We start from the raw sequence: 15,622 nt of genomic DNA, 5'->3' as shown, positions 1-15,622 counted from the left end.
CGGCGCTGCGCCTGAGCGCGGCGCCGCGGTCATCAGGCGACCTGCACCGGAATGGCTTTCGCCTGGCGCTTCATTTCATTGTCGCCTTCGAAGTAGGCAATGTTGGGCTGCCAGCGGCGCGCCTCTTCGTCAGACATGGTGACGAAGCTGGCGATGATCAGGATATCGCCGACGCTGGCGCAGTGCGCGGCGGCGCCGTTGACGGAGATGATTCTGGAGCCCCGCTCGGCGGCAATGGCGTAGGTGGAGAAACGGTTGCCGTTGGTGACGTTCCAGAGGTGAATGGTTTCATTCTCCAGAATACCGGCCGCATCCAGGAAATCCTGGTCAATGGCGCATGAACCTTCATAGTGCAGGTCAGCCTGCGTGACTTTTACGCGGTGGAGCTTGCCCTGCAGCATATTACGCATCATAACTTCTACCCTTCAACCTTAATGTAGCAGAGCGGACAGGTCGTCCGCCCTGAGAAAAGCCCGGGCAAGTATTGCCCGATTTTTACCCGCTGTCTACTGACCGAGCGTGACGATCTGGTTGTCGATCAGGCGGGCCTGACCCAGCCAGGCGGCCATCAGGATCACCGCGCGCTGGCTGGCATCCGTCAGCTCAAGCAGGGTGTCGGCATCGCGGATCTGAATGTCGTCGGCGCGGAAGCCTTTTTCATTCAGCTCCTGTTCAGCGATAGCGATGATCTCATCGAGCTGGCGATCGCCGGCGGCCAGTTTTTCCGCCACCGCGCTCAGCACCTTGTAGAGGCCGGGAGCGATTTTGCGCTGGTCGGCGGTCAGGTAGCCATTACGCGAGCTCAGCGCCAGGCCATCTTTCGCGCGGACGATCGGCACGCCGATAATCTCGATATCGTAGCCCATGTCGGCGACCATCTTGCGGATCAGCGCCAGCTGCTGAAAGTCTTTCTCGCCGAAGCAGGCGACGTCCGGCTGAACCAGATTGAACAGCTTACTGACGATGGTCGACACGCCGCGGAAGTGGCCCGGGCGGCTGGCGCCTTCCAGCATAGTGGACAGGCCGGGGACGTCGACGTAGGTCTGGCCTTCGGTGCCCTGGGGATAAACTTCCGCCGGCGTCGGCGCGAAGACAAAGTCGACATGGCGCTTGTTCAGCTTTTCGCAATCATCCTGCAGGGTGCGTGGATAGCGCGCCAGGTCGTCGGCGCGGTCAAACTGCATCGGATTGACGAAAATACTGACCACCACCACGTCCGCGCTGGCTTTAGCCTCATCAACCAGCTTCATATGACCATCATGCAGGTTGCCCATCGTCGGAACCAGCGCGATACGCTTACCTTCCTGACGCAGACGGCGGATATGCTGACGCAGCAGCAGCACGGATTCAATAATCAGCACAACAAGACTCCTTAATGGAAACTGTGTTCTTCGCCCGGATAGACCCCGGATTCAACTTCGGCAATATACTGCCGTACCGCGGCGCGGATGTCGCCCGCTTCGGCAAGGAAATTCTTGGCGAATTTAGGGATGTGGCCGCCGGTGATCCCGAATGCGTCATGCATCACCAGGATCTGCCCGTCGGTGACGTTGCCCGCGCCGATGCCGATCACTGGAATGGTCAGGGCGTCGGTAATGCGTTTCGCCAGTTCTACCGGGACGCACTCCAGCACCAGCAGCTGCGCGCCAGCCGCTTCCAGCGCTAATGCGTCGTCAAACAGGGTCTGCGCTGCATCGCCGCGCCCCTGCACTTTATACCCGCCGAATACGTTTACCGACTGCGGCGTGAGGCCGAGGTGGCCGCAAACCGGCACCGCGCGTTCCGCCAGCATCTTCACGGTATCGGCCAGCCAGGCGCCGCCTTCGAGTTTGACCATATTGGCGCCAGCGCGCATCACGATGGCCGCATTTTCGAAGGTCTGTTCGGGGGTGGCGTAGGCCATGAACGGCAGGTCGGCAAGCAGCAGGCTGTTCGGCGCACCGCGGCGGACGGCGCGGGTGTGATAGGCGATATCTTCCACGGTGACCGGCAGGGTGGAGTCGTGACCCTGTACCGTCATTCCCAGGGAATCGCCCACCAGCAGCACATTAATGCCTTCATCGGCGAACAGCTTCGCGAAGCTATGGTCGTAGGCGGTAATGGTGGCAAAGCGCTTCTTTTCCTGTTTGCATTTCTGCAGCAGGGCAATGGTGGTCGGTTTCATAACATTTCCTGATGATGAAAGTCATATTAACCGGCATTCTAACAGCAGCATTCAGAGGGGCAATGATTTTGGGCAACCGATTACGACGATCGCCGCAAATGCTAAAAAAGGAGAGGGGATTACCAGCTCGCGGGTTTTTCCGCGCCCAGATCATCCAGCACGGCGCGCAGCGCAGGGCCGTCAGGAAAATGGAGATCCGGAGCGATCTCGAACAGCGGCCAGAGCATAAAGCCGCGGTTTTTCATATCATAGTGCGGAACGGTCAGGCGCGGGCTATTGATGACCTCATCGCCAAACAGCATGATGTCGAGGTCGAGCGTGCGCGGTCCCCAGCGTTCAGCTTTGCGCACCCGACCCTGCTGCAGCTCGATGCGCTGAGTGTGATCGAGCAGCGCATCGGGCGCCAGGGTGGTTTCCAGCGCGACGGCGGCGTTGAGATAGTCCGGCTGATCCTGCGGGCCCAGCGGCGGCGTGCGGTAGAACGAAGAGACGTTCACCACGCGGCTGTGCGGAATATCGCCCAGCGCGCGGATGGCTGCCTGCACCTGCTCCAGCGGAGAAGCAAGGTTACTGCCAAGCGCGATATAGACCAGGGTCATGCGTTACCCTGACGCGGCGCGCGTTTGCGCGGACGACGGTGGCGACGGCGTGGCGCCGGATCGTCCCCGAGGTCGTTGAGCATGTCTTTTTGTTCCGGCGGCGCGGCGACCTGGAATTCGCCCCACCATTTGGTCAGACGCTGCAGTTCGCTGTTGTTTTCCGCCCCGGCGCGCAGCTCCAGCAGATCGTAGGCGGCACGGAATTTCGGATGCTCCATCAGTTTCCAGGCGCGTTTGCCCTGGCGACGGGACATGCGCAGCTGCAGCTGCCAGATATCACGAATAAGGGTAGTGATGCGTTTAGGGATCGCCAGCGTACGGCAGGCTTCGTCCAGGACATCGTTCATCGCCAGAGCGAAGGCGTCGTAGTACGCCAGGCCGCTCTCCTGGGCGATTTTTTGCGCCGTCTCCAGCAGCGGATACCAGAACATCACCGCGAAGAGGAAGGCCGGATTGACGCGCATGTCGTTATGAATGCGGTTATCGGTGTTCTTCAGCACCTGGCTGATGATCCGCTCCATCGGGCTGTCGCCGCGCTCGGTAAAGTAGCGGGTGATGGTCGGGAACAGCGGCTGGAACAGGTTGTATTCGCGCAGCAGCATGTAGGTCTGGTAGCCATACCCGGCCTGCAGCAGCTTAAGCACCTCTTCGAACAGGCGTGCCGGCGGCACGTCGTGGAGCAGGGTGGCCAGGCGCGGCAGTGGTTCAGCCGTTTCCGGGCTGATACGCATATCCAGCTTGGCGGCAAAGCGCACCGCGCGCAGCATGCGTACCGGATCTTCGCGATAGCGGGTTTCCGGATTGCCGATCAGGCGGATCACGCCGTCCTGCAGATCCTTCATGCCGCCGACGTAGTCGCGAACGGTAAAGTCAGCCACGCTGTAATAAAGGCTATTGATGGTGAAGTCGCGACGCTGGGCATCCTCTTCGATCGAACCGAAGATGTTATCCCGCAGCAGCATGCCATTCTGGCCCTGCTGGGAGGTCACGCGATCGGTGGTGTGCCCTTCGTGGTGGCCGCGGAAGGTGGCCACTTCAATGATTTCCGGCCCGAACATGACGTGCGCCAGGCGGAAACGTCGCCCGACCAGACGGCAGTTGCGGAACAGCTTGCGCACCTGATCCGGCGTGGCGTTGGTGGTGACGTCAAAATCTTTCGGCTTTTTGCCAAGCAGCAGGTCGCGGACACCGCCGCCGACCAGCCAGGATTCGTAGCCTGCCTTGTTGAGGCGGTACATGACCTTGAGGGCGTTTTCACTGATATCTTTGCGGGAAATAGCATGCTGCTCACGCGGGATCACCGTCATAGGCATGGGTTCGACGGCGGCTTCTGCCTCGCGCTCCTCACGGCTTAGCACCTTACGGCAAAAATTAGCGACTCGGGTAAAAATGGTGCACCTCGTAGTGTCAGACGGACTTCAGATCAACTGTACAGTATAAAAATAGCGGCTAATCATAGCTCAGCGGGAGCCATTTGAGAATGCTCGATTTTTGCGGGCTGCCAGTTGGCGACGGCCTGACTGAGTAAATCGTCCATGCTCAGGGCTTGCCAGTCCTGGGCGATGTCCTGATTAAGAAACCGGAGCGCCCGGACAATTTCGGGGCGCGGATCGCCTTCCGGCAGCGCCGGTGCGTGGTTTTGTTTAGAGAGTTTATTCCCGTCAGCATTGAGGGCCAGCGGCAGATGGAGGTAGTCCGGCGCCTGCCAGCCAAAATGCTGATACAGTGAAATCTGCCGGACCGTCGGCTCAATCAGGTCAGCGCCGCGGACGATCTCGGTGATCCCCTGAAAGTGGTCATCAACCACCACCGCCAGATTGTAGGCAAACAGGCCGTCGCGACGGTGGATAATAAAATCCTCGCGCGCCAGCGGCTCGTTGGCGACCAGCGTGCCGCGCAGGCGATCGGTGAACTGCAGCACCGGACGGGTCTGGCGCAGGCGCAGCGCGGCGTTTTCCGCCCCCAGCCCGAGGTCGCGGCAGTGACCATCGTAGATCCCGCCTACGGCATGGATCCGCGCGCGGGTGCAGGTGCAGTAATAGCTCAGCCCTTGTTCACCCAGCCAGGCCAGCGCCTCGCGGTAAGCTTCATGTCGTTGCGACTGCCAGAGCACGTCGCCGTCCCAGTGCAGACCGTAGTGGTCAAGCTGGCGCAGAATGGTGTCGGCGGCCCCGGGGACTTCGCGCGGCGGGTCGATATCTTCAATACGAACGCGCCAGATACCCTGGTTCGCGCGGGCTTGCAGGTAGCTGCCGAGCGCGGCAATCAAAGAGCCGAAGTGGAGTTCACCGGAGGGGGAGGGAGCAAAGCGCCCAATATAGCGTGAGTCAGTCATGTTACGGACAACAGAACCAGGCGGGAGAGACTCCCGCCAGAGAGTGAGGCAGCAGGGGATTAGCCCGCCATCTGTTTTTCGCGAATTTCCGCCAGGGTTTTGCAGTCAATGCACAGATCCGCAGTCGGACGCGCTTCCAGACGGCGAATGCCGATCTCCACGCCGCAGGATTCGCAGTAGCCGAAGTCTTCATCTTCAACTTTTTTCAGCGTTTTCTCGATCTTTTTGATCAGTTTACGTTCGCGGTCGCGGTTACGCAGTTCCAGGCTGAACTCTTCTTCCTGGGCGGCACGGTCTACCGGATCCGGGAAGTTGGCAGCTTCATCCTGCATGTGCGTTACGGTGCGATCCACTTCATCCCTGAGTTGATTACGCCATGCTTCAAGAATACGCTTGAAGTGCGCCAGCTGGGCTTCGTTCATATACTCTTCGCCCGGTTTCTCTTGGTACGGCTCCACCCCAGCGATGGCGAGAATACTCAGGGACGATGTTTTACGGTTTTGCCCTTCTTGCATGTTGCTTCTCCTTAACACGCACTATCGATCCCCATGTGGGGGAAAATCAGGCCGCTATAAATAGCAGATGCTTTTCCGGATAGCAATTATCTAAACGTTACACTTGACAACCCTGTGAAGAAAAGCGTATTCGCGCTTGCGACCCGAACACTATTTAGCCACTTATTTCCCGGGGTTTAACACCACGGCAATCGGCTTATTCAGAGTCATCTTCGTCGTAGAAAGTTCCGCCTTCCAGGCGAGAATTTCCACCCCCTTGTCGCGGGCTTCTGTTAACAGCTGTGCGTATCTGGCATCAATATGATGCGCGGGAGAGAAACGGTCAATTGCCGAATGCAAAACGGCAAATAAAATCACCGCACGGTCGCCATTTGCCGCGACGGCCATCAGCTCCCGCAGGTGCTTCTGACCGCGCGTGGTCACCGCATCGGGAAAATAACCGTATTCTTTCTCCGCCAACGTAACCGATTTCACTTCAATATAGCAGTTTTGTCGGTCATCTGCCTGTAACATAATATCGATACGGCTATTCTCTTCGCCATATTTCACTTCGCTTTTCAGCTGGTTATAGCCGGAAAGCTCAGGGATTATTCCGGCGGAAATCGCCTCTTTTGCCAGCGAATTCGCGCGCAGCGTATTGACGCAAATAACCGCGCCCTGTTGCGTTTCAGTTAATTCCCAGGTGTGGGCATATTTGCGCTTCGCATTGTCAGAAGTGGAATACCAGACGGTGTCGCCCGGGGCGGCGCAACCGGTCATTGCGCCGGTATTGGGGCAGTGAAGCGTCAGCTCACGGCCATCGGGGGTAACCACGTCAGCAAGAAATCGTTTGTAACGTTTAAGCAAAATAGCGGGCTGTAACGGCGGATCAAACTGCATCAACTTTCCTTATGAAACGGATAACGTTCCAGCGCCGTGTAGCGCGTGCGCCCCCGGCCGAAGCTGGACTCATAAAGCACGAACTCGTTCACCGGAAACGACCAGTGAAAGCCGGGAGCCGGGATCGGCACCGCCTGGCGGGCATCGCGCCACAGGGTAATATGCGGATGAAACGGCTGCGGGCTCTGATAGCAGCCGCTGCGCGCCGCCTGAGCGCGCAGCATACTGGCGAGCTGCAGCAGGCCGCGCGGCGGCTGACGGGTCCCGAGCCAGACCACCCGCGAGCGCAGCCACTGTCCGGCATCGTCCAGTGTCAGGGTAAAGCCCGGCTGGCGCAGCCGGCCAGCGAGGGCGGCCAGCGCCCGCTGTTTTTCCGCGCTCACCTCGCCGAGAAACGCCAGCGTCAGATGGAGGTTATCCGCCGCGACGGGCCTGCCGGCATCCTCGGGGAAGTGGCTTGCCCGCCACTGGACGATCTGTTTCTGGACGGCAGACGGCAGTTCAAGCGCAAAAAACAGCCTTTTCGGCTCAGACATGATAGAGACTCGGTAATGAATTAGGGGGATGCTACAATGCGAGCCCCTGAATGTTAACCCCCGGAGCCTTTTGTGTCCTCATTGCCGGTTGCCGCCGTCCTCCCAGAACTGTTATCCGCCCTGCAGCACGCGCCGCAGGTTTTGCTCAACGCGCCGACCGGCGCCGGGAAATCGACCTGGCTGCCGCTGCAGATCCTCGCCGAGGGCAACATCGCGGGACGCATTATCCTGCTGGAGCCGAGGCGCCTGGCGGCGCGTAATGTCGCGCAGCGGCTGGCTGAACTGCTTGGCGAAAAGCCGGGGGAGACCGTGGGTTACCGCATGCGCGCCGAAACCTGCGTCGGGCCGCAGACCCGCCTGGAGGTGGTCACGGAGGGGATCCTGACGCGCATGATCCAGCGCGATCCGGAGCTGGCGGGCGTGGGGCTGGTGATCCTCGATGAGTTTCACGAGCGTAGCCTGCAGGCGGATCTGGCGCTGGCCTTGCTGCTCGACGTCCAGCAGGGATTGCGTGACGATCTCAAGCTGCTGATCATGTCGGCGACCCTCGATAACGATCGCCTGCAGCGTCTGCTGCCTGAGGCGCCAGTGGTGGTCTCGGAGGGGCGCGCTTATCCGGTGGAGCGCCGTTTCAACCCGCTTCCCACGCACCAGCGCTTTGATGAGGCGGTGGCGGTGGCGGCAGCGGAGCTGTTGCGACATGAACAGGGATCGATGCTGCTGTTTCTGCCCGGCGTCGGTGAGATCCAGCGCGTTCAGGAACAACTGACGGAGCGCGTGGCGGAGGATGTCATCCTCTGCCCGCTGTACGGCGCGCTGCCCCTAAGCGAGCAGCGCAAAGCGATCCTCCCGGCGCCGGCCGGGAAGCGCAAAGTGGTGCTGGCCACCAATATTGCCGAGACCAGTCTGACCATCGAGGGGATCCGCCTGGTGGTCGACAGTGCCCAGGAGCGGGTCGCCCGCTTTGACCCGCGCACCGGCCTGACCCGGCTGGTGACGCAGCGCGTCAGCCAGGCATCGATGACGCAGCGTGCCGGACGCGCCGGCCGTCTCTCTCCGGGGATCTGCCTGCATTTGCTCGGCAAAGAACAGGCGGAACGGGCGGCGGCGCAGAGCGAACCGGAGATCCTGCACAGCGATCTGTCGGCGCTGCTGCTGGAGCTGCTGCAGTGGGGCTGCCACGATCCGGCCGCGCTGGCCTGGCTGGATCAGCCGCCCGCGGTGAACCTGGCCGCCGCGCGCCGCCTGCTGGAGGCGCTCTCGGCGCTGGACGGCGAGCGGCTGTCGGCGTTTGGCCGCAAAATGGCGACCCTCGGCAACGAGCCCCGGCTGGCGGCGATGCTGGCCGCCGCGCAGACCGATGACGAGGCGGCGACGGCGGCCAGGCTGGCGGCGATCCTTGAGGAGCCTCCGCGCGGCGGGCTGGTGGATTTGGGCGCCGTCTTTTCCCGTCAGCAGACCAACTGGCAGCAGCGGGCGCAGCAGCTGATGAAGCGTCTGGCCCGCCGCGGCGGCCAGCCCGATGCCGAAGGAATGGCGGGGTTGCTGGCGTCGGCCTTCGCCGATCGCATCGTCCGCCGCCGCGGTCAGGAGGGGCGCTACCAGCTGGCGAACGGCATGGGCGCGATGCTGGACGCCGACGACGCGCTGGGCCGCCATGAGTGGCTGATCGCTCCGCTGCTGCTGCAGGGCAGCGCCTCGCCGGATGCCCGCATGCTGTTGGCTCTGCCAGTGGATATCGGCGAGCTGATCGCCGCCCGTCCCGAGCTGGCGCAGCGTTCCGACACGGTGGAGTGGGATGAAGCGCAGGGGACGCTGAAAGCCTGGCGGCGGACGGTGATAGGCCAGTTGGTGATCAAGACCCAGCCGCTGGCGAAGCCCTCTGAGGCGGAGCTGCATCAGGCGATGCTCAACGGTATTCGTGAGAAAGGCCTCGGTGTGCTCAACTGGACGCCAGAGGCTGAGCAGCTGCGACTGCGGCTGCAGTGTGCGGCGCAGTGGTTGCCGGAAGAGGCGTGGCCCGCGGTGGATGACGCTTCGCTATTGGCCTCGCTGGAGGCATGGCTGCTGCCGCAGATGAACGGCGTTCACTCGCTGCGGGCGCTGAAGGCACTGGATCTGCGTCAGGCGCTACAGGATTGGCTGCCGTGGCCGCTGCGCCAGAAGCTGGATCGCGAGCTGCCGACGCACTATACCGTGCCGACCGGCAGCCGTCTGGCGATCCGTTACCATGCGGAGAACCCGCCAGCGCTGGCGGTACGTATGCAGGAGATGTTCGGCGAGGCCACGACGCCGGTTATCGCCGAGGGGCGGGTGCCGCTGGTGCTGGAGCTGCTGTCGCCCGCCCAGCGTCCGCTGCAGATCACCCGCGATCTGAGCGCCTTCTGGCAGGGAAGCTACCGCGAGGTGCAAAAAGAGATGAAGGGACGCTACCCGAAACACGTCTGGCCGGACGATCCGGCCAACACCGCCCCGACCCGGCGCAGCAAAAAATATTCGTAGTCGTCTGGCCGGGCAGTAACCGCTAGACCATCTGCTGCCAGAGAAAAATGCCCCCTCCGGCCAGCGCCAGCCAGGGGCCGAAGGCCAGCGGCTGCTGCAGCGACTGCCGGGTCCACAGGCGCTGCAGCAGGGTCCACACCAGCCCGCAGGCCGAGGCGAGCAACAGCACCTGCGGCAGAACCTGCCAGCCGCACCAGGCGCCCAGCGCCGCCAGCAGCTTAAAATCGCCATAGCCCAGCGCCTCTTTCCCGGTCAGCAGGCGGAACAGCCAGTAGACCGACCACAGCGCCAGATAACCGGCCATCGCCCCGGCGACCGCGTCCGGCAGGGCAATGTACACCTCGTTAAGATTGAACAGCAGCCCGGCCCACAGCAGGGGCAGCGTCAGACGGTCGGGCAACAGCTGGGTCCGGGCGTCAATCCGCGCCAGCATCAGCAGGAACGAGAGCAGCAGCAGGCCGCCCGCCAGCGGCAGGCCCGGCGCGAGCAGCGCCCCGGCGAGGATAAACAGCAGGCCGGTGGCCAGCTCGGTCAGCGGATAGCTCCACTCGATGGGCGCCTGACAGCAGCGGGCGCGACGGCCCAGCCAGAGGAAACTGAGCAGCGGGATATTGTCCCGCCAGGCGATCGGCTGGCGGCACTGCGGGCAGGAGGAGCCCGGGGTGCTGAGGGTTATCCGCTCGTCGTCCGCGGTCTGGGTCAACATGCGCGGCAGACGATAGATCACCACGTTGTAAAAGCTGCCCAGCGCCAGGCCGAACAGCAGCAGGAAGCCATACCAGACAAGGGGAAAGTGCAGCGATAATGCCGTTAATGTCGTCATTTTTGCTCCTGGGGTAACCATTTTCCCTGAATCTGCCACGGTGTGCGACCCGGCTCGTTTTTAGCGGCGGGGCGCGTCACCAGCAGCGCCAACAGCGGCGGCATTCCCTGCCGGGGCTGTAGCGTACCGCGAAACAGATAGCGGCCATCGGGCGACAGGGTCCCCTGGCCGCTGAGGCTCAGCTGATGAGAATCCTGGCGGAGGGTCAGCGCCACGGCGCCGTCCGCCGTACAGCGGAAGGTGCCATTAACCTGGGCCAGCTCCAGGCTGCCGACCGGGGAGTGCAGTCGGGCCTGACGCCACTGCGCGCCTCCGGCGGTGATTTGTCGGCAGCGCCCCTCGCTGAAGTGTGCTTCGGCCAGGCTGAAAGTGACCTCTCCCTCGGCGCTGACGGGCATGGTCGACATCAGCCAGCGGCTGAGCAGGCTGGCGGGGGCGGTGAGCCGCCCCTCCTGCAGGCGCAGATCGCGCAGGCCCCACAGCCGGGCCTGACCCTCCACACCGCGGGGATCGCTGAGAGAGACCTGCCAGCCAGCCAGGGTCAGCGACCACGCCAGTCGTTCAAGCCGTTCGCCATGCCAGTAGACCGGTTGCGCCGCGCCGCGCCAGACGCTGCCGCTGAGGCTGCCCACCTGTACGCCGGGCGGCAGCATCGGGACCAGCAGGCGCGCCGGGGCGGTAGCGGTGAGCCACAACAGATAGAGGACCAGCAGCAGTCCGCCCGCGATCCCTTTAGCTTTCATCGTCGCGCTCCAGCAGCAGATGGTTGACCATAACCCAGCCGGGCCGCGACGGCTGCCCGGTCACGGACAGGGAGACCGCGTTGACGCCACGCATCGCCGGGGCGTCGAGCCACGCCATCAGCGCCTGGAAGGTGCAGGGCTGGAGGGTGACCTGCAGACGTTTTCCCTGCGGCTGCAGGCGGGCGACGGCCAGCCCGTGGCTCGCCGCCTCGCGCATCACCAGGGCGGTGAGCGCCTCTTTTGCCGTCGGCGTGGGCTGCTGGCTGAGCTGCTGCAGGCGCGGAGTCTGCTGCGTCATCCAGCGCAGGCTGGCCTGCTCTTTCATCAGGGTTTGTCGCCACTGCGCCTCACGGGCTCGCCAGGGCTGCCACAATCCGTACCAGAGGGCGCATACCACCAGCAGCCCCGCGAGTCCGAGCAGCAGGCGTTGCTCGGACGGCGTGCGCTGCCGCCACCAGATAAGCAGATTAGCCATTGTTTTCCTCCAGCGTCAGTTGTCCCTCAATGCCATCCGGTTTCGTGGTCATGTCACCTGGCCGGACGCGAAACCGCGGCTGCGCCCGCTGGGTGAACTGCTCCAGCGCCCGGGAAGAGACCGCGGCGATATCCAGCTGCAGACGGTTGCCCGCGGCATCCCAGCTCAGCGTCCGCAGGCGGATCCCCGGCGTGTCGCTGAGGATGTTTTGCAGCGCGCTGAGGCGATCGACGAGGGGGGCATGCTGCGCCTGACGGGCGAGGGTTTGCAGGTGTTGCTGCATCTGCAGTCGCGGATTAATCACCTTTTTCTCCGTCGGAAACCAGCGGTGATAGAAAGCCCGGCTGGCCTGCTGCGCCGCCTCGGCCTGACGCGCCAGATCGAGATGGTCCAGCACGCTGTTTGTCCCCACCAGTAACGCCAGAGCCAGTGCGGCATATTGCGCCGAACGCCAGGTCGCCTGTGCAGGCCGCCGCCGACGGACGGCAAACTCCCCCTGCAGCAGACTGAGCTGCTGCGTTGCCGGATAGCGTGCGGCAAGGGTCAGCAATGTCTGCGCAGGTTGCGCCCGCCAGACGCCCGGCGCCGCGGGCGGCGGTGAATAGCTGTCGATGACTGGTTCTTCCGCCTCGCTCTGCAGCAGCTCCGTCAGCCAGACGTTTTCCGCCGCCATGCCGCCCCACGGCTGGTGGCGGATCAGCCACTGCTCGTCCACCTGCACCGCGCTCCACGCTGGCGGATGCCAGGGCAGGGCCAGCACGTCGGGCGTCAACGCCAGGGGCCGAAGGGAGAGCGACTCGCAGCGGGCCAGCCAGTCGCGCATTTTCTGCCGCTGTACGGCGACGATCTCGCACTGCGCCTGCTGGCGGTGGAGCAGGGCAAAATGGGTGGCTTCGACATCGTCGGCCAGCTGCTCTTCCAGCAGGAATGGGGCGACCTGCAGCGGCGGTTTACGCAAGCCCGCCGGCAGGGTGAGCGAGTGAAACGCGCAGTCGCTGGCCGGGATCAGCACCCAGGCGGGGTAGTGCGCCGCCAGCGCCGGGAAAGGGCTGGCGTCGTCAGCCGGCCACCGGCCGCTGGCCTCGTGGTGCGGCTCGCCGGGGGCGAAGAGTTGCCAGTGCAGCGGCGCCAGCCCGGGGGCGAAGCGCACGATCAGCATGGCCTGGGGAGAAGCGTTAAACTTATTCATCGACCACCATAGAAAGTCCATATCGCCGCTGGACGACGGTAAACGTGCGCCCCTCCTGTTGCAGGACGCTGTGCAGCTGAAAGCGAAGATTGCCGGTCGCCACGGTAAAGGCGGCGATAAAGCGCGTGCTGTGCACCGTCAGCCAGGGGCGGGCAAGCGTGGTATCGGTTTTCTGCAGCGTCGGCTGCGCGAGAAACGCAGCGACGCTGCTCCACCCGGTTCGCGGGCGGTTGTGCAGCAGTTGTTGCGCCTCCTGCAGCGTCAGCTCGCCGGGAAATAGGGCCACCAGCAGGGGGGCCTGGGAGGGCCGCAGGGTGTTGACATTGACCTGCAGCGCGTCATCCGGCTGGGCGCAGACGAAGGGGAGCAGGCGCTGATAGAGGGCGGCGTCCATACCCGCCAGCAGGCGCAGCTCGCTGACATCCTGCATCGGCTGGTTGGCGGCGAGATAGCCCAGGGTTTGCGCCATATAGACCTCATCCTCTGCTCCGTTCAGCCGCGGCTGGCCGTCGCTGTCCGTCCAGTCGCCAAGGGCGGCGGCGATCTGGCTGGCGCGCAGCGGCGATTCGCCGAGCAGCGCCAACAGCCGGACGAAGACGTCGGTCGGGTAGGGCGTTCCGCCGCTGGTTTCATCCGCGCGATGGTTGATGGCATTGAGGTTAAAGCAGGCGTGCCCGTCGCGGATCGTGGCGAGGATTTCGCCATCGTCGAGGGTAAAGCGGCGCCCCTCCTGCGCCCAGCTTTGCGCCAGGTTCGTTTGACTGGGTGAGTCCAGCGCGTCGCGTTGCAGGAGCGCGGCGGCCATGTTTTCCGCCGCCAGGGCGTACCATCTGGCCTGCAGATTATCGAGGGTCACGGCGGTATGCTGATACATGACCGCGGTGCGTTCGGTCATGGCGCTGGCGAGGATCATCATCAGGGCGAGGATGAACAGCACCATCAGGAGCGCGACGCCGCGTTGCCGATTTTTCACTGGCTGCCTCCCGGGGTGAGTAAAAACAGGCGGGTGATCTCCCCGCTGTTCGCCAGCGTCAGGGTGATCTCCAGCCCCTGCGGCAGCGTCTGCGAGCGATCCCAGGTCTCCTGCCAGCGTCCGTCGGCGTAGAACCGCAGGCGAAACGCCGTCACCTCGCGCAATACCACCCGAACCGTCGGCTGGCTGCCGGTCAGCGGATCCTGCAGATCGAAGCTCAGTCGCTCAAGCTGTTGCTGGCGCAGACGGTAGCTGACGTTCTGGATCTCCGAACGCGGGAGGATCCCCAGCGGGTTCGGCCAGCCGCTGCGGCTGAAGGCCAGCCCCCAGTCGTCGCTCTGCAACTGGAAACGTCCGGCGAAGAAAAGCGTGTCGCTGTTTCTGGCGCGACGGGGAATGATGTGCGTGACATCGTCGGCGATCTGGCGAAAGGCGCGCTGGAGGGCGGCGATCTGCTGGCTCTTCTCGCGGGTCAGGCCATCGGCGCGGATGACGTTCTGCAGTACCATCACGGCGGCGGCGCTAAGGACGGCGAGGATAGCCAGCGCCAGCAGCGTTTCAATCAGGGTGAAACCGCGCATTTTCGTTATCATGGCGGCGTCACCCAGGTGCGCAGGGTCGCCAGCGGCGCGGGATCGCTTTTTTGCCGCCGGACCTCCACGTCCAGCGCCCGCAGCTGCGGCAGCGCGGTTTCCACTCCCTGCCAGCGGACAAACCAGCGCGTTCCGGCGGCTTCCACGGTGGTTTCGGACCAGCTGAGGGCGGGCCAGCGTTTCTCCAGCCGCAGCTGCACCAGCTGATTATCCGCCAGCCAGCTGGCGAGGATTTTCTCTTCCATACGCCCAAGCTGGCGCGTCTGCTGCAGGGTGGACTGCATCACCGCCAGACCGGCGAGGGCGAAAATCACCAGCGCGACCATCACTTCGATAAGCGTCATCCCGGCCTGGCGTTTCATGGCTGCTCCCGCGCCGCCAGCGGCTGGCTGTCACCCTGGGCGTCGATGGTGATGCCCGTCGCGGCGTCAATCCGCAGCTGAAACGGTGTGACTTCGCCGCCTGGGAAGATCAGCACGTCGGGCTGCTCGCCTGGCGTCCACGCCTGGCCGTCGGGAAAGCGCAGCGTCAGCCTGGTCCGGGGGAGGGTTTCCGCCGTGGTGACGCGTCCGGCCTGCAGCGGCAGCCACTGCGCGTTGCCCCAGCGGTCATCAGCCGCCGCCGGAGCGTCTTCGTCGGCAGGCTGCAGGCGCATAAACTGCCAGCGGTCAGGGTGGATGACGATCCCGAAGAGCTGACCGGTTTGCTGCCCGCGCTCGCGGACAAAATCCAGCTGCGCCTGAAAGCGCGCCAGGATCTGTGTGGCCTCCTGGGTGCGGGCGGAGGGAAACGCCAGCAGCACCATGCTGGCGCTGACGCCAATCAGCAGCAGGACCAGCATCATCTCAAGGAGCGTGAAACCGCGCTGAGACACTATTTCTTCCCGAGGGTCCAGTTGCCGATGTCGTCATTGGTGTCGGGCATCCCGTCCGGGCCGACGCTGAAGACGTCGATGGCGCCATGCTGACCCGGGCTTAACAGCTGATACTCATTTCCCCACGGGTCCTGCGGCAGGCGGCGGATATAGCCGCCTTCCGGGTAGTTGCGGGCGTGCGGCTCGGCGGCCGGGGCGGTCACCAGCGCCTGCAGTCCCTGCTCGGTGTTGGGGTAGCGGCTGTTGTCCAGTTTATACATATCCAGCGCCCCCTCGAGCGCCACCAGATCGCTGACGACTTTCTGGCGGTCCGCTTTCTCCTTGTTGCCCATCAGGTTGGGCACCACCAGGCTGGCGAGAATGCCGAGAATGACGATCACCACCATAATTTCCAGTAACGTGAAACCGCGTTGCCGTTGCAT

19 protein-coding genes are annotated in these 15,622 nt (G+C 63.6%); 1 reads left to right on the top strand and 18 read right to left on the bottom strand.

Annotated elements, in window-relative coordinates:
- Positions 1 to 32 precede the first annotated feature (32 nt).
- From panD to thpR, 9 genes are all read right to left on the bottom strand, one after another.
- Positions 33 to 413, bottom strand: coding sequence for an aspartate 1-decarboxylase (gene panD / locus NKJ21_RS13610; protein WP_004204397.1), 381 nt, complete (start codon positions 411 to 413; stop codon positions 33 to 35).
- 93 nt (positions 414 to 506) lie between these two features.
- Positions 507 to 1,361, bottom strand: a complete 855-nt coding sequence (gene panC, locus NKJ21_RS13605; protein ID WP_008807394.1) for a pantoate--beta-alanine ligase — start codon at positions 1,359 to 1,361, stop codon at positions 507 to 509.
- Between the two features lie 11 nt (positions 1,362 to 1,372).
- The gene (gene panB, locus NKJ21_RS13600) at positions 1,373 to 2,164 is read right to left on the bottom strand and encodes a 3-methyl-2-oxobutanoate hydroxymethyltransferase (RefSeq protein WP_012542832.1); all 792 of its coding nucleotides are present in this window, start codon (positions 2,162 to 2,164) and stop codon (positions 1,373 to 1,375) included.
- A gap of 119 nt (positions 2,165 to 2,283) precedes the next feature.
- Complete coding sequence (gene folK / locus NKJ21_RS13595; RefSeq protein WP_012542831.1) at positions 2,284 to 2,763, bottom strand: 2-amino-4-hydroxy-6-hydroxymethyldihydropteridine diphosphokinase; 480 nt, start codon at positions 2,761 to 2,763, stop codon at positions 2,284 to 2,286.
- On the bottom strand, positions 2,760 to 4,154 hold the full coding sequence (gene pcnB, locus NKJ21_RS13590; RefSeq protein WP_071582539.1) for a polynucleotide adenylyltransferase PcnB: 1,395 nt from the start codon (positions 4,152 to 4,154) through the stop codon (positions 2,760 to 2,762). The genes folK and pcnB overlap by 4 nt, the downstream gene beginning before the upstream one ends.
- 62 nt (positions 4,155 to 4,216) lie before the next feature.
- Complete coding sequence (gluQRS, locus tag NKJ21_RS13585) at positions 4,217 to 5,098, bottom strand: tRNA glutamyl-Q(34) synthetase GluQRS (RefSeq protein ID WP_008807390.1); 882 nt, start codon at positions 5,096 to 5,098, stop codon at positions 4,217 to 4,219.
- A 59-nt stretch (positions 5,099 to 5,157) separates the two neighbouring features.
- Positions 5,158 to 5,613 carry an RNA polymerase-binding protein DksA gene (gene dksA / locus NKJ21_RS13580; RefSeq protein WP_007749299.1) on the bottom strand — a complete coding sequence of 152 codons (456 nt, stop codon included), beginning with the start codon at positions 5,611 to 5,613 and terminating at the stop codon, positions 5,158 to 5,160.
- Positions 5,614 to 5,775: 162 nt separating this feature from the next.
- Positions 5,776 to 6,492 (bottom strand): DNA/RNA nuclease SfsA, encoded by a 717-nt coding sequence (gene sfsA, locus NKJ21_RS13575; protein WP_008807388.1) that lies wholly within the window; start codon positions 6,490 to 6,492, stop codon positions 5,776 to 5,778.
- Entirely contained in the window at positions 6,492 to 7,028 is a 537-nt protein-coding gene (thpR, locus tag NKJ21_RS13570) for an RNA 2',3'-cyclic phosphodiesterase (protein ID WP_008807387.1), read from the bottom strand. Before thpR ends, sfsA begins: the two co-directional genes overlap by 1 nt.
- 72 nt (positions 7,029 to 7,100) lie before the next feature.
- On the opposite strand from thpR, the gene hrpB reads away from it, so the two are divergent.
- Positions 7,101 to 9,530, top strand: a complete 2,430-nt coding sequence (gene hrpB / locus NKJ21_RS13565) for an ATP-dependent helicase HrpB (RefSeq protein WP_254732943.1) — start codon at positions 7,101 to 7,103, stop codon at positions 9,528 to 9,530.
- Between the two features lie 22 nt (positions 9,531 to 9,552).
- Here the strand turns inward: hrpB and NKJ21_RS13560 are convergent, their stop codons facing one another.
- From NKJ21_RS13560 to gspG, 9 genes are read right to left on the bottom strand one after another with little or no spacing between them, the layout of a single operon-like run.
- Positions 9,553 to 10,353, bottom strand: a complete 801-nt coding sequence (locus NKJ21_RS13560; RefSeq protein ID WP_023297075.1) for an A24 family peptidase — start codon at positions 10,351 to 10,353, stop codon at positions 9,553 to 9,555.
- Positions 10,350 to 11,096 (bottom strand): type II secretion system protein N, encoded by a 747-nt coding sequence (locus NKJ21_RS13555; protein WP_064142873.1) that lies wholly within the window; start codon positions 11,094 to 11,096, stop codon positions 10,350 to 10,352. Before NKJ21_RS13555 ends, NKJ21_RS13560 begins: the two co-directional genes overlap by 4 nt.
- A complete protein-coding gene (locus tag NKJ21_RS13550; RefSeq protein ID WP_008807382.1) occupies positions 11,086 to 11,571 on the bottom strand; it encodes a type II secretion system protein M in 486 nt (161 codons plus the stop codon). The genes NKJ21_RS13555 and NKJ21_RS13550 overlap by 11 nt, the downstream gene beginning before the upstream one ends.
- Positions 11,564 to 12,760, bottom strand: coding sequence for a type II secretion system protein GspL (gene gspL / locus NKJ21_RS13545; protein WP_039102856.1), 1,197 nt, complete (start codon positions 12,758 to 12,760; stop codon positions 11,564 to 11,566). Before gspL ends, NKJ21_RS13550 begins: the two co-directional genes overlap by 8 nt.
- A complete protein-coding gene (gene gspK, locus NKJ21_RS13540) occupies positions 12,753 to 13,733 on the bottom strand; it encodes a type II secretion system minor pseudopilin GspK (protein WP_077264701.1) in 981 nt (326 codons plus the stop codon). Before gspK ends, gspL begins: the two co-directional genes overlap by 8 nt.
- Positions 13,730 to 14,326, bottom strand: a complete 597-nt coding sequence (gene gspJ / locus NKJ21_RS13535) for a type II secretion system minor pseudopilin GspJ (RefSeq protein ID WP_032731630.1) — start codon at positions 14,324 to 14,326, stop codon at positions 13,730 to 13,732. The genes gspK and gspJ overlap by 4 nt, the downstream gene beginning before the upstream one ends.
- Positions 14,323 to 14,688: a type II secretion system minor pseudopilin GspI gene (gspI, locus tag NKJ21_RS13530; RefSeq protein ID WP_004894160.1), complete on the bottom strand. Its 366-nt coding sequence runs from the start codon at positions 14,686 to 14,688 to the stop codon at positions 14,323 to 14,325. The genes gspJ and gspI overlap by 4 nt, the downstream gene beginning before the upstream one ends.
- On the bottom strand, positions 14,685 to 15,200 hold the full coding sequence (gene gspH, locus NKJ21_RS13525; RefSeq protein ID WP_008807378.1) for a type II secretion system minor pseudopilin GspH: 516 nt from the start codon (positions 15,198 to 15,200) through the stop codon (positions 14,685 to 14,687). The genes gspI and gspH overlap by 4 nt, the downstream gene beginning before the upstream one ends.
- On the bottom strand, positions 15,200 to 15,622 hold the full coding sequence (gene gspG, locus NKJ21_RS13520) for a type II secretion system major pseudopilin GspG (protein WP_002889054.1): 423 nt from the start codon (positions 15,620 to 15,622) through the stop codon (positions 15,200 to 15,202). The genes gspH and gspG overlap by 1 nt, the downstream gene beginning before the upstream one ends.

The sequence above is a fragment of the Klebsiella sp. SWET4 genome, from assembly GCF_024296565.1.
GTDB classification, from domain to species: Bacteria; Pseudomonadota; Gammaproteobacteria; order Enterobacterales; family Enterobacteriaceae; genus Klebsiella; species Klebsiella variicola.
This window is presented reverse-complemented; position numbering and strand designations above follow the sequence as displayed.

Bases quoted from the DNA above. Each gene is read 5' to 3' on its own strand.
- thpR (WP_008807387.1), bottom strand. From the start codon at position 7,028: ATGTCTGAGCCGAAAAGGCTGTTTTTTGCGCTTGAACTGCCGTCTGCC.
- gspG (WP_002889054.1), bottom strand. From the start codon at position 15,622: ATGCAACGGCAACGCGGTTTCACGTTACTGGAAATTATGGTGGTGATC.
- NKJ21_RS13560 (WP_023297075.1), bottom strand. From the start codon at position 10,353: ATGACGACATTAACGGCATTATCGCTGCACTTTCCCCTTGTCTGGTAT.
- gspI (WP_004894160.1), bottom strand. From the start codon at position 14,688: ATGAAACGCCAGGCCGGGATGACGCTTATCGAAGTGATGGTCGCGCTG.
- folK (WP_012542831.1), bottom strand. From the start codon at position 2,763: ATGACCCTGGTCTATATCGCGCTTGGCAGTAACCTTGCTTCTCCGCTG.
- panD (WP_004204397.1), bottom strand. From the start codon at position 413: ATGATGCGTAATATGCTGCAGGGCAAGCTCCACCGCGTAAAAGTCACG.
- gluQRS (WP_008807390.1), bottom strand. From the start codon at position 5,098: ATGACTGACTCACGCTATATTGGGCGCTTTGCTCCCTCCCCCTCCGGT.
- dksA (WP_007749299.1), bottom strand. From the start codon at position 5,613: ATGCAAGAAGGGCAAAACCGTAAAACATCGTCCCTGAGTATTCTCGCC.
- gspJ (WP_032731630.1), bottom strand. From the start codon at position 14,326: ATGATAACGAAAATGCGCGGTTTCACCCTGATTGAAACGCTGCTGGCG.
- panB (WP_012542832.1), bottom strand. From the start codon at position 2,164: ATGAAACCGACCACCATTGCCCTGCTGCAGAAATGCAAACAGGAAAAG.
- NKJ21_RS13550 (WP_008807382.1), bottom strand. From the start codon at position 11,571: ATGGCTAATCTGCTTATCTGGTGGCGGCAGCGCACGCCGTCCGAGCAA.
- gspL (WP_039102856.1), bottom strand. From the start codon at position 12,760: ATGAATAAGTTTAACGCTTCTCCCCAGGCCATGCTGATCGTGCGCTTC.
- NKJ21_RS13555 (WP_064142873.1), bottom strand. From the start codon at position 11,096: ATGAAAGCTAAAGGGATCGCGGGCGGACTGCTGCTGGTCCTCTATCTG.
- sfsA (WP_008807388.1), bottom strand. From the start codon at position 6,492: ATGCAGTTTGATCCGCCGTTACAGCCCGCTATTTTGCTTAAACGTTAC.